Raw genomic sequence first — 22,230 nt, forward strand, 5'->3', positions numbered from 1 at the left:
CAGGGTGCCTCAGCGCACCGACATCTCCTGGGAGGCGGCCCCGTCCCGGGGCCCGTCGCGAGCGTGCGGGTGGTGGGGAGGACGGGGTCCCGCTATGCCTCGACGGGGACGGGGGCGTGCTCGGCCTCGTGGTCGAGCAGCCAGCGCTTCACCGGCGTCCCCCAGCGGAAGCCGCCCAGGCCGCCGTCGGAGCCGAGCACCCGGTGGCACGGCACGAACAGCGCGGCGGCGTTGCGGGCGCAGGCGTTGGCCGCGGCGCGCACCGCCGTGGGCCGGCCGCAGCGGGCGGCGAAGGCGGCGTAGGTGTCGGGCTCGCCCGGGGGCACGGTGCGCAGCACCTCCCACGCGTCCTCGAGGAACGGTCCGGAGCGCTGCCGCACCGGGACCCCGTCGATGGCGGTGACGTCGCCGGCGAGGAAGGACTCGACGGCGTCGAGGACCGGCAGGGAGTCGACCCGCTCGACCCAGGTCGGCCGCAGCGAGCGGTGGACGACGGGCAGCAGCTCGGCGACGTCGTCGGTCCAGCCGGCGGCGAGGACGACGTCACCGCCGTCGGGACCGTCGGTGACGACGACGGTGAAGGGGCCCGGGGGTGTGGCGACGGTGGCGAAGCGGGCGGCGGGTGGGGTCATGACGCACTCCGATCGGAAGCGGGGGAGCGGGTGAACAGTGTGGGTGCGGCGAGCGCCCAGAGGTGCACCGCGGCGTACGAGCGCCACGGCCGCCAGCGGGTCGCGGCGTCGGCGTCGGAGCTGCCCAGCGCGGCCAGCGACCGGCGCAGCGCGAGGTCGCCCGGCAGCCAGACGTCGGGGTCACCGAGCCCGCGCATCACCACCAGCGACGCCGTCCACGGGCCGATGCCCGGCAGCGCCAGCAGGTCGGCGGCGGCCTGCTCGCGGTCGCAGCCGGGGTCGAGCGCCACCCGGCCGTCGGCGAGCGCGGCGGCCAGCCCGGTGAGCGTGCGGCGGCGGGCGCCGGTGAGGCCGACGGCGGAGAGGTCGGCCTCGGCGAGTGCCGCCGGCCGGGGGAAGGCGTGCGTGAGGGTGCCGACCGGCTCGGGCAGCGGCGTCCCGGCCAGCGCGACCACGCGGGCGGTGAGCGTGCGGGCGCCGGCCACCGACACCTGCTGCCCGAGCACCGCGCGCGCCGCCGTCTCCGGGGCGTCGGGCGAGGCGGGCACCCGGCGGCCGGGCGCCCCGGCCACCAGCGGCGCGAGCGCGGGGTCGTCGCCGAGCACGTCGTCGACGGCGAGCGGGTCGGCGTCGAGGTCCAGCAGCCGCCGGCAGCGGGGGACGGCGGCGCGCAGGTCGCGCAGGTCGGCCAGCAGCAGCTGGGCGGTCACGGCCGGGCCGCCGTCGGCCGCGGGGGACAGGCGGACGACGCCCGGTCCGGCGGGCAGGTCGAGCACGCGGGAGAACGTCGTCCCGTCCCACTCCTCCAGGCCGGGGACGGCGTGCGCGCCGAGGAAGTGCAGCACCTCGGCAGCGTCGAACGGCGCGCGGGCGGCCAGCCGCAGGGTCAGCCAGCCCGGCGTGCCGCCGTCACCCCCCGGCCGGCGCCGGCGCAGCTCCGACGGCGTGCACGCGAAGACCTCGCGGATCGTGTCGTTGAACTGCCGCACGCTGGCGAACCCAGCGGCGAAGGCGACGTCGGCCATCGGCAGGTCGGTGGTCTCGATGAGCACCCGGGCGGTCTGCGCGCGCTGGGCACGGGCCACCGCCAGCGGGCCGACGCCGAGCTCGCCGACCAGCAGCCGGTGCACCTGCCGCTCGGAGTAGCCCAGCCGCGCGGCCAGCCCGGGGACGCCGGTGCGCTCCACCTCGCCGTCGGCGATCAGCCGCATGGCGCGGGCGACGGCGTCGGCGCGCACGTCCCACTCCGGGGAGCCCGGGACGGCGTCGGGCCGGCAGCGGCGGCAGGCGCGGAAGCCGGCGGCATGGGCGCCGGCGGCGGTGCCGAAGAAGCAGACGTTCGCCGCCGCGGGCGTGCGGGCGGGGCACGAGGGCCGGCAGTAGATGCCCGTGGTGCGGACGGCGGTGACGAACCAGCCGTCGAAGCGGGCGTCCCGGCTGGCGACCGCGCGATAGCAGCGCTCGGCGTCGAGGGAAGCGGTCACGGACACGAGCATGGCACCGGGTCGAGGGGATGACTGGCGGTTTCCGGACGCCGCCGTGGACCGGCCGGCTCGCGGCCGTTCCCCCTGCCCAGCAGACTGCGGGGACCGCCGGGCGCCCGCCCCGGCGGAGGGGGAGCGGCGGGTCACCGACCGGCCGGGTCCCCGCACGTCCGTCGACGAGGGGGACCCGTGATCGATCCGCGAGCCGGCGCCGGCCGGAGCAGGCGCCCGGCGGTGCAGACCACCGGGCGGCAGGTCGTCGTCTTCGCCGACACCGCCGACGACGCGGCGGTGGACTGGTCGGCGGCCGGGATCTCCGACGTCGCCGACTCGCGGGACTTCACGTCCGGCCAGGTGTCCGCGCAGGCCCTGCACGACGCCGGTGCCACGGTGTTCGCCCGGCTCGGCATCGCCGTCGTCTCGGCCGCCCCCGACCAGGTCACCGCGCTGCGGTCGGCGACCGCGGACCGCCGTCCGGTGCTGTCCGTGTCGCCCGAGCTGGTGCACCACGTGCTGCCCGAGGACGTGTCGTCCTACGTCGAGGGCTACCGGGACGGCGTCGCCGACCTCGCCGGCCGCCTCGTCGGCAGCGGGGGAGGGGGCGGGGGCGCCGCCCCGCCCCCGCCGTTCGCCGACACCCCGGCGGCCACCTGGGGCCTGCAGGCGGTGCAGGCGACGACGTCGCCGTTCACCGGCCGGGGGATCCGCGTCGCCGTCCTCGACACCGGCCTGGACCTCGAGCACCCGGACTTCGCCGGCCGCTCGGTGACGTCCGAGTCGTTCGTGCCCGGCGTGACCTCGGCGCAGGACGGGCACGGCCACGGCACGCACTGCACCGGCACCGCCTGCGGCCCCCGCCTGCCCCCGGCCGGGCCGCGCTACGGCGTCGCGTCGGAGGCGGAGGTCTTCATCGGCAAGGTGCTCAGCGACGAGGGCAGCGGCGACGACGGCGGCATCCTGGCCGGCATGGACTGGGCGGTGTCCAACGGCTGCGCCGTCCTGTCGATGTCGCTGGGCGCCGACGTCGCCGAGGCCCACCCGCCCTACTCCGCCGCCGGGCGGCGGGCGCTGCAGCAGGGGTCGCTGGTCATCGCCGCGGCCGGCAACAACGCCGACCGCGAGAACGGCGACCCCGGCTTCGTCGGCGCGCCGGCCAACAGCGTCGAGATCGTGGCCGTGGGCGCCCTCGACCCGGGCCTGGCGGTGACCTGGTTCTCCGCGCGCAGCCTGGCGACCCCGGGCGGCGAGGTGGACGTGGCCGCGCCCGGGCTCGACGTGCTGTCGACCTGGCCGATGCCCACCCGCTACAACACGATCAGCGGCACCAGCATGGCCACGCCGCACGTCGCCGGGCTCGCTGCGCTGTGGGCCGAGGCCACCGGTCGGCGCGGCTACGAGCTGTGGGCGACGCTGACCCAGGCGAGCCGGCGGCTGCTCGAGCCGTCGGTCGACGTCGGCAGCGGGCTGGTCCTGGCACCCCAGGAAGGCGCCGGAGCGGCGTAGTCTCCCGCCGTGGCACCCCCTCTGGCGAAGTTCAGCGTGACCGTCGACGACGGGCACCTGGCCGAGATGGACGCCGTGGCCCGGGCGCTGAGCGCCTCCGGCATGCGGGTCGAGCGCGTCCTCGGCACGCTCGGGCTGATCACCGGCCAGGCGCCCGCCGACGCCCGCCCGACCCTGCTGGCGATCGACGGCGTCACCTCCGTCGACGAGCAGCTGCGCGTCCAGCTGCCGCCGCCGGACGCGCCGGTCCAGTAGGCCGGGGGTCGGGGACCCTGGTGGCCCGCCGTCCGTTGGGCGGGTGTGCACGGGACACGGGGACGACGCGCGCTCGTCGTGGTCGCCGTCGTCCTGGCGGTCCTCGGGACACTGCTGGTGGTGCGCCAGGTGACCGCCGAGGCGCCGCCCTCGGCGGAGTGCGCGGCGGCCGAGGCCGGGATCCGGGTCGACCCGGCCACCGTGCCGGGGGGGCCGGTCGCCGGGTACGCCGGTGAGCAGCTGGCCAACGCCGCGGCGATCGTCAACGCGGGGGAGGCGCTGGGCCTGGACACCTGCGCCCAGACCCTCGGTGTCATGACCGCGATGGGGGAGTCCTCGCTGCGGGTCCTCGACCGCGGGGACGCCGTCGGGCCCGACTCCCGGGGGCTGTTCCAGCAGCGGGCCAACGGCGCCTGGGGCTCCTACGCCGACCGGATGGACCCCACCACCAGTGCCACGAACTTCTTCCGGGCGCTGCAGGAGGTGCCCGACTGGCGGTCGCTGCCGCCGACGATCGCCGCGCACCGCACCCAGCGCAACGCCGACCCGGACCACTACGCGCGGTACTGGGACGCCGCGGTCGAGGTGGTCGGCGCGCTGGCCGGCCGGCCGGTCCTCGGCACCGCCGGCTGACGCCTCGTCCCCCGTGGTCCACCGACCGGTGGACGGCGGACCCACGCAACGGCCGTCCCGCCGGACGCCGGGCGGGGACAGGGTGGTGCCATGACAGCGACCCGGACGGCGTCGGCCCCCGCGGCCGCGGCGCGCGACGAGGAGACGGCGGTCCGCGTGCGCGGGCTGGTCAAGCGGTACGGCGACCGTGCGGTGGTCGACGGCCTGGACCTCGACGTCCGCCGCGGCGAGGTCTTCGCCCTGCTCGGGCCCAACGGCGCGGGCAAGACGACGACCGTCGAGGTCCTCGAGGGCGTGCGCCGGCGCGACGCCGGCGAGGTCACCGTCCTCGGGGAGGACCCGGGGACGGCCGGGCGGGCGTGGCGGGACCGCGTCGGCGTGGTGGGCCAGAGCACCGGGGCCGGCAACGCGCTGACCGTGCGGGAGACCGTCGACCACTTCGCCCGCTACCACGGCACCGCGCGGGAGTCCGGCGAGCTGATCGAGGCGGTGGGGCTGACCGCGGCGGCGGGGACCCGGGTGGCGCGGCTGTCGGGCGGCCAGCGGCGGCGGCTGGAGGTGGCGCTCGGCGTCCAGGGCCGCCCCGAGCTGCTGTTCCTCGACGAGCCGACCACCGGCATGGACCCGGTCGCCCGCCGGCGGTTCTGGGAGCTGGTCCGCGGGCTGCGCGCCGGCGGCACCACCGTCGTCCTCACCACCCACTACCTCGACGAGGCCGCCGAGCTGGCCGACCGGGTCGGCGTCCTCACCGACGGCCGGCTGGTCGAGGTCGCCCCGCCGCACGAGCTCGGGGCCGCGCTGCGGCAGGTCGCCACCGTCCGCTGGACCGAGGACGGCGCGACCCGCGAGGTGCGCACCCGCGAACCGGCCGCCGTCCTGCGCGACCTGCTGGCCGCGCACCCGTCGGGCGAGGTGCCCGGCCTGACCGTCACCCGTCCCGGCCTGGAGGACGTCTACCTCCGCATGGTCGGCGCCGTCCCCGCGACCCCCGAGGGAGACCTCCGATGACCGCCGTCCTGCCCCCTGCCACCCGGCGGCCGGCGCCGCCGTCGGCCGCCGCCATCGGCGCGGCCCGCACCCTGATGGAGCTGCGGCTGTTCGTCCGCGACCCGGCGCAGGTGGTGTTCTCCTTCGCCTACCCGATCGTGATGCTGGTGATCTTCGCGTCGGTGTTCGCCGACGAGGACCGGCCGGGCGGGGTGCCGTTCGCGCAGTACTTCCTCGCCGGGATCGCCGCCACCGGCATCATGCTCACCAGCTTCCAGGCGGTCGGGACGGCGATCGCCGAGGAGCGCGACCGCGGCGACCTCGCCCGGCTGCAGACCCTCGGCACCCCGGCGGTGGGCTACTTCCTCGGCAAGGCCGGCCAGGTGCTGGTGACGACGGTGCTGCAGCTGGCGGTGCTGCTCACCGTGGCCGCGACCGCCTACGACGTGCCGCTGCCCGCCGACACCGGCCGCTGGCTGACCTTCACCTGGGTGGTGCTCGGCGGCGCGCTGGCCGGCACGGTGCTGGGCATCGCGGTGGCCTCGGTCGGCAGCACCCGCTCGGTGGGCAACGGGATCGCCGCGTTCGCCATCGTCCTGCAGTTCTTCTCCGGGGTCTTCTTCGTCTTCTCGGAGCTGCCGTCGTGGATGCAGGAGGTGGCCGCGGTGTTCCCGCTGAAGTGGCTGGTGCAGGGCATGCGCTCGGTGTTCCTCCCCGACGCCGCCGCGGCCGTCGAGCCGGCCGGCAGCTGGGAGCACGGGACCACTGCCCTGGTGCTGGCCGCATGGGTGATCATCGGTGTCGTGGTGTGCGCCCGGACCTTCCGCTGGCGCCGGACCGCGTGAGCCTGACGCGCCGGCTGGCCGCCGTCGTCGTCCCCCCACCGGCGGGGGACGACGACGGCGAGCCGCTGTCCGAGCGCGGGTGGCACGCGACGGTCGTCGGTCTGCACGTCATCTCCGCCGCGCTCTGGCTGCTCGCGGTGGTCTCCACGGTGGCCGGGGAGGCCGTCGGCGACGACCGGCGCGAGCCCGTCCTGGTCGTCCTGGCCCTGCTGGCCGTCGCCTACGCCGTCGCCGGGGCGCCGGCGATCGCGTCCGGCGCGCGCGGCCGGGCGGTGCTGTACCTGTGCGTCCTCGTCGTCGCCTTCGGCCTCATCGGCTGGCTGGGCGACAGGCTGCTGTTCCTGCTCTTCCTCGCCTACCCGCAGGTCTGGTTCGTCGTCCAGGGGACCCTCACCGGCCTGTTCTGGACCGTCGCGCTCTCGGTGGCCAGCGCCGCCGGTCCGGTGGCGACGGCGGCGTCCGGACGCACCGACGTCCTGCTCGAGACCGCCGTCAGCCTGACGTTCAGCCTCGCCCTGGGCCTGTGGATCAGCCGGGTGCTGCACCAGAGCGCGCAGCGGGCCTCGCTGATCGCCCAGCTGGAGGCGACCCGGTCGGAGCTGGCGACGGCCGAGCGCGAGCGCGGCGTGCTGGCCGAGCGCGAGCGGCTGGCGGGGGAGGTGCACGACACGCTGGCGCAGGGCTACACGTCGATCGTCGTGATGGCGCAGACCGCGTCCGCGCTGCTGCCGGCCGACCCGGACGGCGCGCGGGAGCGCCTGGCGGTGATCGAGGAGGTGGCCCGCGACAACCTCGCCGAGGCGCGGGCGGTGGTGGCGGCGTTCCGGCCCGTGGCGCTGGACGGGTCGACGCTGGTCGAGGCGCTGCAGCGGCTGGCCGAGCGGTTCGCGCGCGAGACCGGGCTGGCGGTGCGGGTGGACACCGCGGCGCTCGACGCCGCCCCGGGCCTGCGGCGGGACGAGGAGGTGGTGCTGCTGCGCGGGGCGCAGGAGGCGCTGACCAACGTCCGCCGGCACGCGGGGGCGACGGCGGTGGTGCTGCGGCTGTCCCGGGTGGGTGGCCAGGTGTCGGTGCACGTGGAGGACGACGGCGTGGGCTTCGACCCCGCCGCGGTCGCCGGGTCGGGGCTGGAGGGCCTGCGCGGGCGGGTGGCGCAGGTGGGCGGCGAGGTCGACGTCGCCTCGGCGCCGGGCGCGGGCACGCGGGTGACCGTGCGGGTGCCCGGCTCGTGAGCACGCGCGTGCTGGTGGTCGACGACCACCCGGTGGTGCGCGGCGGGCTGGTCGGCTGGCTGGCGGCGCAGCCCGACCTCGACGTCGTCGGGGAGGCCGCCGACGGGGCCGAGGCGCTGGCTCTCGTGGCGTCGCTGCAGCCCGACGTCGTCCTCATGGACCTGCGGATGCCGCGCATGGACGGCGTGACCGCGACCGAGAAGCTGGCGGTCACGCACCCCGGCGTCCGGGTGCTCGTGCTGACCACCTACGACACCGACGCCGACATCGTGCGCGCCGTCGCGGCCGGCGCCACCGGCTACCTGCTCAAGGACGCGCCGCTGCCGCTGCTGGCCGACGCCGTCCGCGCCGCCGCCCGCGGGGAGACGGTGCTCGCGCCGCCGGTGGCCGCCCGGCTGGTGTCGAAGATGCGGGCGCCCGCGGTGGAGGTGCCGACGGCCCGGGAGCTGGAGGTGCTGGCCGGGGTGGCCCGCGGGCTGACCAACGCCGAGATCGGCCGGGAGCTGTTCATCGGCGAGGCCACGGTGAAGACCCACCTGCTGCGGGTGTTCGCCAAGCTCGGCGTCGACGACCGGACCCGCGCGGTGATGGTCGCGGTCGAGCGGGGGCTGCTGCCGGGGCCGGGGTCGCGGTGACCGTGGCCGTCCGGCCGGCGGTGGCCTCGGACGCGTCCCGGCACCGCTGGCCCCGGCGGCCTGATCCCTACTGCTCGACCACGCGGCGCTCGGCCGTGTGCTCGCTCGGGCTGTCGCCGGTGTTCACGGTCGCGCTCGGCTCGACGAGCAGCACCTGCGCGCCATCGGGGGAGTACGGCTGGTGCGGGGTGCCCTTCGGGACGACGTACAGCTGCCCGGGCCCCAGGGTGACGTCACCGTCGTCCATGCGGATGGTGAGCGAGCCGGAGAGGACGAGGAACACCTCATCGGTCTCGGGGTGGCTGTGGCGGGTGAACTCGCCGCGCGTGTGGACGACGCGGAGGTCGTGGTCGTTGAGGACGGCGACGGTGTGCGGGGACCACGGCTGGTCGATCGAGGCGAGGACGGCGGCGAGGTCGACGGGGGTCGGCATCACCCGATGGTCGTGTCTGGAACCCCTGCGGCGCGAGGGCACGGCAGGCGCCGCGACCTCCTCCGGGGAGCGGATGGGATCCGGGCCTGCCGGAGTAGGTCGACAACCCTGCGGTCCCGTGCCTGACTCGGCCGCATGAGCGAGCGTGGGGACGTCGCGGTCGTCGACTGGGTGGTCCCGGCGGGCCGGCCGGACTGGCTGCTCGGCACGGGCGCCGTCCGTGCGGAGCGGTGGTCGGTCTGGGCGGCGGCGGGCCTCGCCACAGGGGCCGTGGTCGGCGTCGCAGTCGTGCAGGACGTGCCGTGGCAGTGGTGGCAGTGGCTCGTGGTCCTCGCGCTCACCGTCGACGTCGCCGGCGGGGTGCCGGCCAACGCGTTGGGGACGGCGAAACGGCTCTACCACTCGCCTGCGCCGGCCGACCTCCCGCCGGTGCGACGGTTCCTGCGCAGCCCCACCGGGTTCTCCGCGCTGCACCTGCACCCGTTCGCCGTCGCCGCACTGCTGCCCGGCGCGTCGTGGACGTGGGCGCTGGCCTGGTACCTGCTCTGCCTCGCCGGGACCGTCCTCGTCGTCCGCGCGCCGCTCTACCTGCGGCGCCCGCTCGCCGCCGCGGTGGTGACCGTCGCGCTGACCGGCGCGCCGCTGGTGGCCGCACCGGCGGGCCTCGGCTGGTTCGGCCCGCTGCTGGTGGTCAAGCTGGTCGCCGCCCACGCCGTCCGCGAGGAGCCGTACCGGCCCGCGGGTGCCGCGCGGCCGTGACGGCGGCGTCGGCGGTCCGGGGTCTGGCCGGCGACCGCCTACCCTGGACCCCCGTGAGTCTCACCATCGGGATCGTCGGTCTCCCCAACGTCGGCAAGTCGACCCTGTTCAACGCGCTGACCAAGAACGACGTCCTGGCGGCCAACTACCCCTTCGCCACCATCGAGCCGAACGTCGGCGTCGTCGGCGTGCCCGACCAGCGGCTGGGCAAGCTGGCCGAGCTGTTCTCGTCGCAGAAGGTGGTGCCGGCGACGGTGTCGTTCGTCGACATCGCCGGCATCGTGCGCGGCGCCAGCGAGGGGCAGGGTCTGGGCAACAAGTTCCTGGCCAACATCCGCGAGAGCGACGCCATCTGCCAGGTGATCCGCGTGTTCAGCGACCCCGACGTCGTGCACGTCGAGGGCAAGGTCGACCCGGCCGACGACATCGAGACGATCAACACCGAGCTCGTCCTCGCCGACCTGCAGACGCTGGAGAAGGCCATCCCGCGGCTGGAGAAGGAGTCGCGCAAGGACAAGGAGCGGGCCGCGCTGCTGGCGGCCGCGCAGGCGGCGCAGGAGGTGCTGGACGGTGGGCAGACGCTGTTCGCGGCCGGCGTGGACCCCGCACCGCTGCGCGAGCTGACGCTGCTGACGACCAAGCCGTTCCTGTACGTCTTCAACGTCGACGCCGACGAGCTGGCCAACGAGTCGCTGATCACCGAGCTGCGGGAGCTGGTGGCGCCGGCCGAGGCGATCCTGCTCGACGCGAAGACCGAGGCCGAGCTGACCGAGCTGCCGGCCGAGGAGGCCGCCGAGCTGCTGGAGTCGATCGGGCAGAACGAGCCGGGCCTCGACCAGCTGGCGAAGGTGGGCTTCCGGACGCTGGGGCTGCAGACCTACCTGACGGCGGGGCCGAAGGAGGCGCGCGCCTGGACCATCCCGGTCGGCGCGACCGCCCCGCAGGCGGCCGGTGTCATCCACACCGACTTCCAGCGCGGCTTCATCAAGGCCGAGGTCGTGTCCTACGACCAGCTGATGGAGGCCGGCTCGATGGCCGAGGCCAAGTCCCGAGGCTGGGTGCGCATCGAGGGCAAGGACTACGTCATGGCCGACGGCGACGTCGTGGAGTTCCGCTTCAACGTGTAGGTGACAGCATTCGTGCAGGTTAGCGACTTGTTGGGGTGGCCGAGTCCGCACCCGGTCCGCGACTGTCCGCGAAGAGTTCCTCGGCGGCACGCCTCGTGCGGTCCTCAGCAGTGGGCCAGAGGAGGCTGTAGCTGTTCAGCGTCGTGGTGGCGCCGGCGTGCGCCAGGTCCCGCTGGACGGTGACGACGTCGCAGCCCGGAGGCGATGAGCCGCGGGCGGCGGCGGGGACCCGCCGCCGCCCGGAACCGCCGGTCAGTCCTTGATCGACTGGTACACGATCGCCCGGAAGTCGGCCTCGGGGAGGTCAATCCCCCATGCGAGCTGGTCAGCTAGTCACCGACTGCCGCGCTCGGAGCGCGCACAGAGTCGACGCGCGTACGTTCAGGGCAGCCGCCGAATCTGAAAAGGTTGGGTCACGCGGTCAGGTTCCATCGGTCGACTGCAGACGATCGATGGAACCGTCCCTCCCGCTCAGCTAGCCGCCAAGCTCTCGCTCGTCGCGGTCCCAGCGGGACTCGTAGAAGCGGGCCCGGTTCAGCTCTGTCGGCCAGCCGTGTGCGCGGCCGTACTTCGTCCTGCGCGGCCCGGATGCCTGCCAGAGCCAGCCGGATCCGGTCGGCATCGGCTGAGCCGATCTCCCTCGAATCGGGAACACCATCGAGTGCTGGTCCCCTCACGAGCGTGTCACCAGCAGACACGAAGAGCCGCCGGACGTCGCGTGACCGGATGTCCCGACGGCAGCCTTCAGAGACAGACCCAGGCCTGTGGTCCGCCCTGCCCGTACGGCAATGGCCCGTGCAAGAGCCGCAACGGTTGGTCCACCACCGTGGTCACTGTGCGGTCACTCTGCCCGGATCAGGACACTCGGGATGCAGTCACCGGTCCGGAAGTCCCTGAAGCCGAGCTCGGCGCACAGCGAGTGTGGCACGAAGGCAAGGTCGTCCGGGTCCAGCACCGGTAGACCTCCGCGCGTCTCGACGTACTTCACCGACTGCCTCAGCAGGTACCGCGCGATGCCATAGTCGTGCCTGGACGGCTTCACGAACAGTCGTCCGATCACCAGCAGGTCGTCGGCCTTCCGGTGGGTCTGTGCGACGACGTCGAGGACCCAGCGGGCGTCGAGCGGCCGGTAGATCTGGACGTGGCCGACCACGTTCCGGGTCGGGGCAACGCTCACCGGCGCCTGGTCGAACACCCACGAGCGCTCGGCGTCGACCTCCTGCAGCCAGTCCCGCGGCTGCCGTCCCGCGAGGACGCCGGCATGGTCGTCCAGCTCGCCGAGGACGTCGCACAGGCGGTCGAGGTCCTCGTCCCTGCGCCCACGGATCATCGTGGCCCGAGGCTAGCGGTCGCGTCGCAGCCGAGAACCCGACCGTGGGACGTGTGCAGAGCAACCTCACGGTCGCCTCCGTGGAGGAACCTGGTCACCCCGACCCTCGAGGCGGCCGAAGTGGCCGCCGCGGAGGTGGGCGCTGCCGCGAGGTCGGCGGCGTGGCTGGCCTCCCAGCACGGCTGGCACTGGACCGAGGACGGCGCCTGGACCCGGCTGGCCGTGGGCGACGCCGACCGGGTCACCGGCGCGGCCCACGCCGGCCCAGGGGCCGAGGCGGAGCTCGTTCGGGGGACCTGCTGGTCGTCGACGAGGCCGGGACGCTCGACCAGGACACCGCCCGCTCGCTGCTGACCGTCGCCGACGGGAACGTGACCCTGATGGCGCTGCTCGGCGACCGGCACCAACTCGCCGCCGTCGGCCGCAGCGGCGTCCTGGACCGCGCCGCCCCGCCAGGTCGACCCGGCAGCCCACCTGACCCTCGACGCGGTGCACCGCTTCGTCCGCACCGACCAGGTTGCGCAGACGGCGCCGGATGACGGGTTCCCTGGTTGCGATCGCTGCCGCTGTCAGCCGGGCAGCCGACCTCGCGGTGGTGGTCGACACCCGCGAGCAGGCCGGCGAGCCGAGCGCCGCCATCCGAGACCGGCTGATCGCCGCCGGCCGGGTCGACGACACCCGGGTCGCTCCCACCCGGGCCGGGCAGCGCATCGGGGTCGGCGACCAGATCGCCACCCGCCGCAACGCCCGCCACCTCGGCGTCGCCAACCGCGACACCTGGACCGTCACCGCCATCGACACAGCACCGACCGCACTCGCGGTCGGCTGACGACCATCCCACCGTCAGCGCCGGGCGTCCGTCATCCGCGCCCCGACCACGACCGGCAGCCCGTGGCACTCCCGGCACGAGGCCCGGCTTCGGGCGATGAGCCTGGCGCACCACTGACCTGGAGGACGACACCCCAGCGTCACGCGTCCAGGTCATCGCGCATCCCATGACCTGTTGGCAGCGACTCGTGTACGCGACGTGTCGTCGCTGTCAGCGGCCCCGACTGCGCGCTCGGCCCGGCCGCGTCAGCTTCGGGTCAGATGTCCACCCTGTAATGGACCACCAGGTCTGACACCTCCAGTTTTCCCTGGCCGAAGTTGAAGGTCACCTTCGCCTGGTTCTGCCCGACGCGAAGGAGATCTGCATCGAACTCCTCCTGGACTGCCCCGAGGCGGCTTCGATTCTCCTTGAACGCGGTGACGCTCACGTTGTTGATGAGCAGGCTCCACCCGAGAAGGTCGGCCTGCACGTCGACTTCGGTTTGTGCACTCACCACCGCTCTCGTGTTCTTGGTGAGCGCGGGATGGGCGGGGATGGTGAACGTCACGACTCTCGTGTCGCCGTGCTCTCTGAGCTTCAGGGGTTGATCAGCTGCAACGACGAAGTTCCCCACGGTGACTGGCACAGGAGCCTCCCTGTCTCCGCCCGGGGCGCCGTGCCTCGGGTTCGACAGACAGAGATCGGACGCACACGCGTGATACACGCCGGTTGAGCCCATGTGTCCCTGAAGTGTGAGCGGCAGGACCACGCCGGCCTGGCAGGGACGCGAAGGTGCAGCAGGGCCGCGTCGACGTCGTCGGAGGGACCTCTGGGAGTCAGGGCTCGTGCAGAGTCGTCGGACAGGCGGTCGACCTGTTCGGATGCTGGCGCAGGGAGGCTGCGATCCGGTGCTGACTTCGGGCCGTCGCGCTCAGCAGCTCCCGTCAGTAGGTCAGCGGGTCCGTGGTGATCCTGGTCGCGCGTCCCGACGGTGGAGGTACCAAGCCGCCCGGCGAGGTCCACGGATGGTGGTGATCGCGGCGGCCAGGGCGAGGTGGGCGTCCACGCAGGCGCGGCGACGTCAGGTGCGGCGGCGCAGTCCGCCGAAGTCATCCAGCCAGGAGCGGGTCCGCCCGATGACTCGTCGTCTCCCGACCTGGATCGGTGTGGGCTCGCCGCGGTGGGCGATCCGACCGAGGAGTCCGCGCTCGTCGAGGGCCTCGTGTGGACGGCCTCAGCGCATCCAGGGTCTCGGGCAGCAGGGCGTGATCGACGATGTTGGTCGGGGTCGAGACCGCGGCCGGCGCCATGCCGGCGCCCTCTACCGGCTGCAGGCTTTCCAGCCTGTGAGTGCCCGTCCAGCAGGGGGCTGAGTCCGGGCCGCGGCGCTGGCTCGCTGGTCAGGCGGTCGTTGCGGTCGGCCGCGCCGGGCCGGTGGCCTGGGCCAGCGCCCAGTCCAGCGCACGGTCGGCGACTGCCTCCCATCCGGGCGCCCCGCAGGTCCAGTGGTCCCGGCCCTCGAACTCGTGGTAGTCGGTGACCGCCGGGGAACGCTTGTAGTGCTTGGCGTTCGACCGGTTCACCGCCGGCGGCATGATGTGGTCCTCCCCGCCGGCGATGAAGAGCAGGGGTGCACGGTCGGCGGAGTAGTCGACCCAGGTGTCCTGGTGGCCGGGCTTGAGGTTGGCGAGGATCCCGTACTCCCACACCCAGTAGCCGGGGGCCGGGATGGCGTAGCGGTCCCGGACGGCCTCGGACTCCTCGGCGGTGAGGGTGTTGGTGAAGGCGTCGTGGAACTCCTCGGGGGTGAACTCCACCGCCTTCCGCCGGTTGGCCGGGTTCTTCAGCACGGGGAACAGCGCCTTGACCTGAGCCGGCGGGCTGACCCGGACGCCTTCGGTCGGGGCCGAGTCGATGGCCACACCGGCGGCACCGAGTCCGCGGGCGAGCAGCAGCTGGGTGAGGGTGCCGCCGAACGAGTGGCCGATGATGATCGGCGCACTGTCCAGGGTGCCGATCACGTCGGCCAGATGAGCGAGGGTCTCGCGGACCGTGAGGCTCGCGATCCTGTCGTGGTCCTCTCGGAGGGCCTCCACCTCGATCTCGAGACCGGGATAGGCGGGGGTGTGCACGGTGAAGCCCTTGCCCTCGAGGTAGGGCACCCAGTTCTCCCAGCTGCGGGGGGTGACCCAGAGGCCGTGGACGAGCACCACGTGGTTCGGGCGGGTTCCGGTCACGGCAGGTGTGTCCTCTCGTGCGGTCCGGGGTCGATGGAGGTGAGCAGGTCCGCCTGCAGCCGCCCACGGTCGCTGCAGGGGAGGACGAGGCCGCTGCCCCCGTGGACCGTGCTCCCTGCTGCGCGGTGTCGCGTCACGAGGTCGCGGTGCCTGCGGCCGCATCGCGCCCGTGGGACTCCCTGGTCGACGCCTGACCTCCGGCACGGGGGGAACCGCCCGGGTGCGGCGTCACCGCTGTGGCCGGCGCAGCGAGCGGAAGGCTGCGCGGAGCTCCTCGACGAAGAGCTGCGGTTGCTCCCATGCAGCGAAGTGGCCACCCCGGTCGACCTCGTTGTAGTAGACGAGCTCGGGGTAGGCGCGCTCCGCCCAGCTGCGCGGCGCCTGGTACTGCTCACCGGGGAAGACCGTGATGGCCACCGGGATGGTGACGCCCTTCGTGTTGAAGAACCCACCCCGGTACTCCCAGTAGAGGCGGGACGCGGAGACTCCCGTCTTGGTCAGCCAGTACAGCGTGGTGTTGTCCAGGACCTCGTCGCGCGTCAGTTCGCCCGAGGCGCTCGTGTCCCGGTCGAGCGCAGCCGTGACCGCGGCGGCCGGCTGTCCGTCGGCGTCGTTGTGGTCGAGGAGCCAGGCGGCCAGGCCGACCGGGGAGTCCGCGATGCCGTACAGGGTCTGCGGGCGCGCCGCCATCATGCGGGCGTACTCCACCTGCGTGAACGTCCTCGCCAGCTGGGCGTAGGCACGTCCCTCCTCCGCGGAGAGACCGGACGGCGCCGGTTCACCGAGCTGGAGTGCCCTGTCGACGTCGGCCGGAACGGTGGCGGGCATGTTGGTGTGGATGGCGAGCAGTCCCGGAGGCGCCTGCAGGCCCATCTGGTCGACGACGAACGCGCCCCAGTCGCCGCCCTGGGCGACGTAGCGGTCGTAACCGAGGCGGTGCATCAGCTCCGCCCAGGCTCGGCCCATCCGCTCGGGCCCCCATCCGGTGCTGGTCGGCTTCCCGGAGAACCCGTAGCCGGGCATGGAGGGGACGACCACGTGGAACGCGTCCGCGGCGCTGCCACCGTGCGCCGTGGGATCGGTCAGCCGGTCGATGATCTTGAGCTGCTCGATGATCGAGCCGGGCCAGCCGTGGTTGACGACGATCGGCAGCGCGTCCTCGTGCGGCGAGCGAGCGTGGATGAAGTGGATGTCCAGACCGTCCAGCTCGGTGATGAAGTGCGTCAGGGAGTTCAGCATCGTCTCGCAGCTGCGCCAGTCGTAGTCCGTCATCCAGTGGTGGGCGAGCTCCTGCACCATGGCGAGGGGCACGCCCTGGGACTGGTCCTCGACGGTCTCCTTCTCGGGCCAGTTCGTGGCCGCGATGCGTCGACGGAGGTCTTCCAGCGCCGCATCCGGGATGTCGACGTGGAACGGGCGGATCTCGACGGCGGCCTCGAGGGTGCCGGTCATGACGGACTCCGTTCTGTTCACGGGCGGCGGGGTGTGGCGTGTGGTGTCGGTCGGTCTAGGCGGAGCTGGTTCGGATCAGGCGAGGCCACGGGCCGCCGAGACCCGATCAGCTGTCCTCCACCGGTGCGGCCGCTGGTGCGGCGTCGGCGACGAGCCGACGGGCCGAGGCCTCGTCGGACGCGGCGACGAGCACGCGGACCCCGCCCTGCAGTTGCAGCTGCGGCTCCTGGCCTCCGGCGTCGTCCGTCACCACGGCCGCTCGCAGGCCGTGGCTGCGGAGCAGCCCGACGATCAGGTCCGCCTCGCCACGACTCCCCGCGACGGCCAGGAGCACCGGCGCACCGTCCACGAATCCACCTCCCCTCACGGGCGGCACGACCGTCGCACTGACGAACGCGTGCTCGCGCCCGGGGAAACCACTGGCCCTCCTCCCGGGGGCTGCGGCCCGTCGGCCCGCGCCCACGGCCCACGTCCTCGTGCACCACCTGCCGTGGCCACCGGCCGTCGCGGCTGACCCCGACCCGTGGCGTTCCGGTCCGTCACCGCCGCAGGTCGGCCACCTCCTCGAGCCGGCCCAGGTCCTGACGACCGGGCGAGTCGCCGCCGGCTTCGACATCCGCCCGCCCGGGCAGCGGATCGGCCGGAGCATCACCCGGCCCGTACCGGCGCACAGTCGGTCTGCTGGGCGGTCCGCAGTGATCGGGCCCGCTGCGCCGAGGACGGCGCCGTCACCCTCACAGCGGGAGTTGCACGGATGAGACTGAGCACCGATGAGCTCCATCCACGGCCGGTGTGATCGGCGGGCGAGGAGGCTGGGTCACGAGGCGGACACCGCTCGGCGACTGGCCCCGGGCGCGGGGGACAGTCCGCACGGAGTCCGCAAACCGGTCAGGACCGGTCAACTGCAGCCGACGGTGCCCAGCTGTGAATGCGCTGGTCAGGGCGGTCAAGCTCACCTACTCGATGATCACCTCGCTCGACGGCTACGCCGAGGCGGCCGAGGGCGACCTCGGCGCGGGGGCCGAGGTCCCGGAGGTGCACGCCTTCATCGGCGACGTCTTCCGCTCCGTCGGCACGTACCTCTACGGCCGGCGCACGTACGAGACGATGGTCTTCTGGGAGACGGCGCACACCGACCCCGCCGCGCCGCCGCACGTCCTGCAGTACGCGCACGACTGGCAGGCCGCCGAGAAGATCGTCCACTCCACGACGCTGGAGTCGGTGTCGAGCGAGAGGACCCGGATCGAGCGGACCTTCGACCCGGACGCGGTCCGCCGGCTCAAGGCCGAGGCGGGGTCCGATCTCACCGTCGACGGCCCGGACCTCGCCGCCCAGGCGATCGCGGCCGGCCTGGTGGACGAGTACCACCTCTTCGTCACGACGAGCGTGGTCGGCGGCGGCCAGCGGTTCTTCCCCGACGGCGTGCGCCTCGATCTCGAGCTGGTCGAGGAGCGCGCCTTCGACAGCGGACTGGTCCACACGCGCTACCGGACCCGCTGAGCCGGCACCTGGCGTCGGTGGCGGCGCCACCGGCTCTCGAGCCCGGACACCGGTCCTGCCCCGCTCGACCCCCTTCCCGGGTGGGAGGCGGCTCCAGCCCTGACGCGCCCGACGCTGATCCCGGAACGGGACATCGTGCCTGTTGTGTCCGCTGCCACTCGGTGGAGGTGCCGATGACCCGCACCTCAGGTCGCAGGGCCTCACGGTCCTCCTCTACATCGATGGTCGTGTGCTCGGCATGAGACCTGCGGCGGATGTGGCCGTCTCTGCAGCGGCCATAGCGTGTGCCTGGTCCTGACTGACGTGTCTCATCCGGGAGTTGCCAGCCGGATCCGCTCGGGGGTCGACGCGCAGGCCTCCACCCATGTGGCGTGCCCGTCGTCACCGGTGAACCGGTACCACCGAGGAGCAGCCATGACCTGGCCCCGTTGCAGATCGGGACCCGGCCTGAACCACTCGCGGACCCGGTCGACCCCGGAGCACTCGGTGGCCGAGCCGTTCCACGAGTGCCGTGCCGACGACTGCCGCTCCGAGGACCGACCACCGCAACACCGGTGGGTCGTCGGCCCACCGAGCCCGCCGTCCTCGTCCCCGAGAGAGAGCTCATGACCCGGACCTCGCGCAGTAGTGCGGCCGAGCGCCGGGATGCCCGCGTGGCGGCCACCGCCCCGGCCGAGGACGGCGGTTTCACCCACCGGCAGATCCTCACGATCGTCGCCGGGTTGATGGTCGCGATGTTCCTCGCCGCTCTGGACCAGACGGTGGTGGCCACCGCGATCCGCACCATCGCCGATGACCTGCAGGGCTATGACCTGCAGGTGTGGGCGACGACGGCGTTCCTGATCACCTCCACGATCAGCACCCCGCTCTACGGCAAGCTCTCCGACATCTACGGCCGGCGGCCCTTCTACCTGTTCGCCATCGCCGCCTTCGTGGCCGGTTCGGTGCTCTGCGGCCTGGCCGACTCGATGTACCAGCTCGCCGGCTACCGGGCGGTGCAGGGCATCGGCGCCGGGGGGCTGATGTCGCTGGCCCTGGCGATCATCGGCGACATCGTGCCGCCGCGGGAGCGCTCCCGCTACCAGGGCTACTTCATGGCCGTCTTCGGCGCCTCCAGCGTGCTCGGCCCGGTCATCGGCGGGTTCTTCGCCGGGCAGGGCTCCCTGCTGGGCCTGGACGGCTGGCGGTGGATCTTCCTGATCAACGTGCCACTGGGCGGGCTGGCTTTCGCCGCGGTCTGGCGGGTGCTGCACCTGCCCCACCAGCGGCGCGAGCACCGCATCGACTGGCCCGGCGCGCTGGCCCTGATCACCTGCATCGTGCCGCTGCTGGTCATCGCCGAGCAGGGCCGCCTGTGGGGCTGGACGTCGACGCGTGCCCTGGTCTGCTACGCCATCGGCGCCGTCGGCCTGGTGCTGTTCCTGCTCGCCGAGCGGGCCTACGGCACCGAGGCGCTGCTGCCGCTGCGGCTGTTCGGCAACCGCAGCTTCACCGTGGCCACCACCGGCAGCGTCGTGGTGGGCGCCGGCATGTTCGGCGGTCTGCTGCTGCTGCCGCAGTACCTGCAGATCGTGCACGGCTCCAGCGCCACCGTCGCCGGCCTGCAGATGATCCCGCTGGTCGTCGGCATCATGATCGGCGCGATGAGCTCGGGCATCACGATCTCCAAGACCGGCAGGTACCGGGTCTTCCCGCTGGCCGGCACGGTGCTGATGACCGCGGCCCTGGTGTCGCTGTCGGTCGTGGTCGGCGCCCAGACCTCGTTCTGGGCGCTGGTGCCGTGCATGGTGCTGCTCGGCGTGGGACTGGGGTTCAACTTCCAGCCGGCGGTGCTGGCGGTGCAGAACGCCGTCCCGCCCAGCGAGATGGGGGTGGCGACCTCCTCGGTCACCTTCTTCCGGCAGATGGGCGCGACGATCGGCACGGCCGCCTTCCTGTCGGTGCTGTTCAGCCGGTTGCCCGGCGACATCGAGCAGTCGGTGACCGCGGCCGCGGCGGCCGACCCCCGGGTCGCCGAGGCCCTGGCAAGCGGCCGGCTGCCGGCCGGCGGCGACCTGTCGGACACCTCCTTCATCCAGGACCTGCCCGCGTTGCTGGCCCTGCCGTTCAAGGCCGGGTTCGCCGACGCCATCGACCTGGTGTTCCTCATCGCCGCCGGCGCGGCCGCGCTGGGGTTCGTGGTGTTCCTGTTCCTCCCGCAGCTGGCGCTGAGCAACAAGTCCGGCATCCAGGCCCGCCAGGCAGCCGGCCGCACCACCGACGACCCGGACACCACCGACACCACCGACGCCGGCGACGCCGGCGAGCAGGCCACCCAGGCAGCCGGAGCCCCGACCTCCACCCCGCCACCGGCCGGCCGTCCCGGCCGTGCTGTGCAGGGCACCTCCCCGGCCGTCTTGGTCGCTCCGGCGCGGCGGGGGCGCCTCACGGACCTCGGGAGGGCCAGGCGCCTCCTGACCGGCGCCGCCGTCCTCGGGATGCTCCTCGGCGTGGCCGGTGCCGTACAGGCCTCGCAGGACCGTGCGGACGGCAAGGCCGCAGACGGGCGAGTGGCGGCGACGGGGGACGGGGTCGCCGGCACCTCGACCTCGGACGAATCGAGCCCCGACCCCTCCGGACCGATGACCCTCGCGGACCCAGCCCTGTCCGGGGCGCCCCCACCGGAGGGGCAACGGACCACCGGTGGCGCGACCGCCACGCCTGAGGGCTCCAGTGACACCCCTCTCGCGCAGTCCCTCCCCGACACGACGACGCCGACGATCCCCACCACTCCGTCCCGGACGACGCCTCCGCAGACGACGACGCCAGCTCCGACGGACGACTCCGCCCCGATGACCACCTCGTCCGCGGCGACCACCTCGTCCGCGGCCACCCCGGCCGGGGCCAGCACCTCGGCGGGGACCACGACGCCGTCACAGACCAGCGCCTCCGCCTCACCCACGACCGCGGTGCCGACGACCGCGGAGCCGACGACCGCGGAGCCGACGACCGCAGCACCCACCACCGCGGAGCCCACGATCGCGGAGCCCACCACCGCGGAGCCGACGATCGCGGAGCCGACGGCCGCAGCACCCACCACCGCGGAGCCGACGACGGCGGAGCCGACCACCGCAGCACCCACCACCGCGGAGCCGACGACGGCGGAGCCGACCACCGCAGCACCCACCACCGCGGAGCCAACGACGGCGGAGCCGACCACCGCGGAGCCCACCACCGCGGAGCCCACCACCGCGGAGCCGACCACCGCGGAGCCCACCACCGCGGAGCCGACGACGGCGGAGCCGACCACCGCAGCACCCACCACCGCGGAGCCGACGACCGCGGAGCCGACGACCGCGGAGCCCATCACGGTCCCCACCATCACGGTCCCCACCATCACCGTCCCGACCCCCTGACCATGGCCCCTGACTGTGACCCCGACGACCGGGCGTGAGCGCTCGGCCGTCGACCTCGTGCACGGTCGGCAACGTGCGGTCGTCAACCGGTTCAGGACGGTCGGGATCACCGAGTGGCGCCGGCGGTGGATCCCCGGTCGGCGGTGGGGAGCATCAGTTCGGGAGCCCGTCCCTGACCGGGAGCGGCCGGTGACGGCGCCGGGTGGTGGTGCCGAGACGACGACTCCCAGATCCGCGTGGGTACGGGCGCCCTTCGCCTTGACGGGAGCGGCCGGAGCCACCTCGCGCGCCCGCCGACGGACTCGGTGAGGTCGAGTTCGCCGGTGCGCCGGGTGTGCCAGATCAGGAAGCAGGTCATGCCTCCTCCGGGCTCAGCCGGCAGCGGGGACCCGCGGAGGACACGACCGGACTCCAGCGGACTCCAGAGCAGTCGACACCACGGGCACGGGGTGCGTGGAGGGGTGAGCCGAACCGCGAGCAGTCCGCACACAGTCCGCAGAACGGTCGGCCACGGCCCGTTCCTGCCGATCGAGCTCAACTGCGTACGCGCAGCTCGGAGAGTGTGTTCACCAGTTGTCGACGGCGTCCGATGACCCCAGGTTCGTTCCGCTTCGACGGCTCACTGAAGCCGTCTGTGGAGGCCGGTGGCTCGTTTGAGTCATCGACCGCACCCGGTCGGCGACTGCCCGCGTACAGATGTCCGGCGGCCAGCCTCGTGCGGTCGTCCGCGGTGGGCCACAGGTGGCTGTAGGTGCTCACCGCCGTCGTGGCACTGGCGTGAACGCGATCATGACGGCCTGGCAGGCTGGGGACCCGGGGTCCGGGTCCGCTCGGCTCCACCCCCGACTCGCTGGGCGCCCCTTCACCGTAGCTGCGAGCGGGGCTCGTCCGTCGTGGCCGACTGCGCCCACTCGGGGACCGCGGCGTCCGGGCGCCGTTCCACCGCCCGAAGACCCTGGACGTCCCTGGCTCGAACTGGTCGG

The 22,230-nt window shown here is 73.9% G+C and carries 19 protein-coding genes and 1 pseudogene; 12 read left to right on the forward strand and 8 right to left on the reverse strand.

Features of this window, described 5'->3' with window-relative positions; all coding sequences use genetic code 11:
- Nucleotides 1-92 precede the first annotated feature (92 nt).
- Both JOD57_RS16730 and JOD57_RS16735 read right to left on the reverse strand, forming a co-directional pair.
- Nucleotides 93-632, reverse strand: a complete 540-nt coding sequence (locus JOD57_RS16730; protein WP_204693043.1) for a methylated-DNA--[protein]-cysteine S-methyltransferase — start codon at nt 630-632, stop codon at nt 93-95.
- Entirely contained in the window at nt 629-2,116 is a 1,488-nt protein-coding gene (locus JOD57_RS16735) for an AlkA N-terminal domain-containing protein (protein ID WP_307824742.1), read from the reverse strand. Before JOD57_RS16735 ends, JOD57_RS16730 begins: the two co-directional genes overlap by 4 nt.
- Nucleotides 2,117-2,305: 189 nt before the next feature.
- Between JOD57_RS16735 and JOD57_RS26980 the strand changes: the two genes are divergently transcribed.
- The 7 genes from JOD57_RS26980 (at nt 2,306) to JOD57_RS16770 (ending at nt 8,206) form a co-directional block, all read left to right on the forward strand.
- Nucleotides 2,306-3,619, forward strand: a complete 1,314-nt coding sequence (locus JOD57_RS26980; protein ID WP_204693045.1) for a S8 family serine peptidase — start codon at nt 2,306-2,308, stop codon at nt 3,617-3,619.
- 9 nt (nt 3,620-3,628) lie between these two features.
- Nucleotides 3,629-3,874 carry a hypothetical protein gene (locus JOD57_RS16745; RefSeq protein ID WP_204693046.1) on the forward strand — a complete coding sequence of 82 codons (246 nt, stop codon included), beginning with the start codon at nt 3,629-3,631 and terminating at the stop codon, nt 3,872-3,874.
- Nucleotides 3,875-3,952: 78 nt separating this feature from the next.
- Entirely contained in the window at nt 3,953-4,507 is a 555-nt protein-coding gene (locus JOD57_RS16750; RefSeq protein ID WP_204693047.1) for a hypothetical protein, read from the forward strand.
- A gap of 90 nt (nt 4,508-4,597) precedes the next feature.
- On the forward strand, nt 4,598-5,515 hold the full coding sequence (locus JOD57_RS16755) for an ABC transporter ATP-binding protein (protein ID WP_204693048.1): 918 nt from the start codon (nt 4,598-4,600) through the stop codon (nt 5,513-5,515).
- Nucleotides 5,512-6,339, forward strand: coding sequence for an ABC transporter permease (locus JOD57_RS16760; RefSeq protein WP_204693049.1), 828 nt, complete (start codon nt 5,512-5,514; stop codon nt 6,337-6,339). The genes JOD57_RS16755 and JOD57_RS16760 overlap by 4 nt, the downstream gene beginning before the upstream one ends.
- Nucleotides 6,336-7,571 carry a sensor histidine kinase gene (locus tag JOD57_RS16765; protein WP_204693050.1) on the forward strand — a complete coding sequence of 412 codons (1,236 nt, stop codon included), beginning with the start codon at nt 6,336-6,338 and terminating at the stop codon, nt 7,569-7,571. The genes JOD57_RS16760 and JOD57_RS16765 overlap by 4 nt, the downstream gene beginning before the upstream one ends.
- Nucleotides 7,568-8,206, forward strand: coding sequence for a response regulator (locus JOD57_RS16770; RefSeq protein WP_204693051.1), 639 nt, complete (start codon nt 7,568-7,570; stop codon nt 8,204-8,206). The genes JOD57_RS16765 and JOD57_RS16770 overlap by 4 nt, the downstream gene beginning before the upstream one ends.
- A gap of 67 nt (nt 8,207-8,273) precedes the next feature.
- Here JOD57_RS16770 and JOD57_RS16775 read toward each other — a convergent pair whose 3' ends face one another.
- The gene (locus JOD57_RS16775; RefSeq protein ID WP_204693052.1) at nt 8,274-8,639 is read right to left on the reverse strand and encodes a cupin domain-containing protein; all 366 of its coding nucleotides are present in this window, start codon (nt 8,637-8,639) and stop codon (nt 8,274-8,276) included.
- A gap of 135 nt (nt 8,640-8,774) precedes the next feature.
- On the opposite strand from JOD57_RS16775, the gene JOD57_RS16780 reads away from it, so the two are divergent.
- Nucleotides 8,775-9,398, forward strand: coding sequence for a hypothetical protein (locus JOD57_RS16780; RefSeq protein WP_204693053.1), 624 nt, complete (start codon nt 8,775-8,777; stop codon nt 9,396-9,398).
- A gap of 53 nt (nt 9,399-9,451) precedes the next feature.
- A complete protein-coding gene (gene ychF, locus JOD57_RS16785; protein WP_204693054.1) occupies nt 9,452-10,525 on the forward strand; it encodes a redox-regulated ATPase YchF in 1,074 nt (357 codons plus the stop codon).
- 841 nt (nt 10,526-11,366) lie between these two features.
- Here the strand turns inward: ychF and JOD57_RS16790 are convergent.
- Entirely contained in the window at nt 11,367-11,855 is a 489-nt protein-coding gene (locus JOD57_RS16790; RefSeq protein ID WP_239568548.1) for a GNAT family N-acetyltransferase, read from the reverse strand.
- 90 nt (nt 11,856-11,945) lie between these two features.
- Here JOD57_RS16790 and JOD57_RS16795 point away from each other — a divergent pair.
- A pseudogene (locus JOD57_RS16795) lies at nt 11,946-12,651 on the forward strand (AAA family ATPase); the annotation flags it as partial.
- A 289-nt stretch (nt 12,652-12,940) separates the two neighbouring features.
- Here JOD57_RS16795 and JOD57_RS16800 read toward each other — a convergent pair.
- The 4 genes from JOD57_RS16800 to JOD57_RS16815 form a co-directional block, all read right to left on the reverse strand.
- Complete coding sequence (locus JOD57_RS16800; RefSeq protein ID WP_204693056.1) at nt 12,941-13,309, reverse strand: hypothetical protein; 369 nt, start codon at nt 13,307-13,309, stop codon at nt 12,941-12,943.
- A gap of 754 nt (nt 13,310-14,063) precedes the next feature.
- Complete coding sequence (locus tag JOD57_RS16805) at nt 14,064-14,900, reverse strand: alpha/beta hydrolase (protein WP_307824743.1); 837 nt, start codon at nt 14,898-14,900, stop codon at nt 14,064-14,066.
- Nucleotides 14,901-15,128: 228 nt separating this feature from the next.
- Nucleotides 15,129-16,352 carry an epoxide hydrolase family protein gene (locus JOD57_RS16810; protein ID WP_204693058.1) on the reverse strand — a complete coding sequence of 408 codons (1,224 nt, stop codon included), beginning with the start codon at nt 16,350-16,352 and terminating at the stop codon, nt 15,129-15,131.
- A gap of 106 nt (nt 16,353-16,458) precedes the next feature.
- On the reverse strand, nt 16,459-16,701 hold the full coding sequence (locus JOD57_RS16815; protein ID WP_204693059.1) for a hypothetical protein: 243 nt from the start codon (nt 16,699-16,701) through the stop codon (nt 16,459-16,461).
- Nucleotides 16,702-17,276: 575 nt separating this feature from the next.
- Between JOD57_RS16815 and JOD57_RS16820 the strand changes: the two genes are divergently transcribed.
- Both JOD57_RS16820 and JOD57_RS25555 read left to right on the forward strand, forming a co-directional pair.
- Nucleotides 17,277-17,852, forward strand: coding sequence for a dihydrofolate reductase family protein (locus tag JOD57_RS16820; RefSeq protein WP_307824744.1), 576 nt, complete (start codon nt 17,277-17,279; stop codon nt 17,850-17,852).
- A gap of 653 nt (nt 17,853-18,505) precedes the next feature.
- On the forward strand, nt 18,506-21,247 hold the full coding sequence (locus JOD57_RS25555; protein ID WP_372440250.1) for an MDR family MFS transporter: 2,742 nt from the start codon (nt 18,506-18,508) through the stop codon (nt 21,245-21,247).
- Nucleotides 21,248-22,230: the final 983 nt, after the last annotated feature.

It is taken from the genome of Geodermatophilus bullaregiensis (assembly GCF_016907675.1).
Classification (GTDB): Bacteria; Actinomycetota; Actinomycetes; order Mycobacteriales; family Geodermatophilaceae; genus Geodermatophilus; species Geodermatophilus bullaregiensis.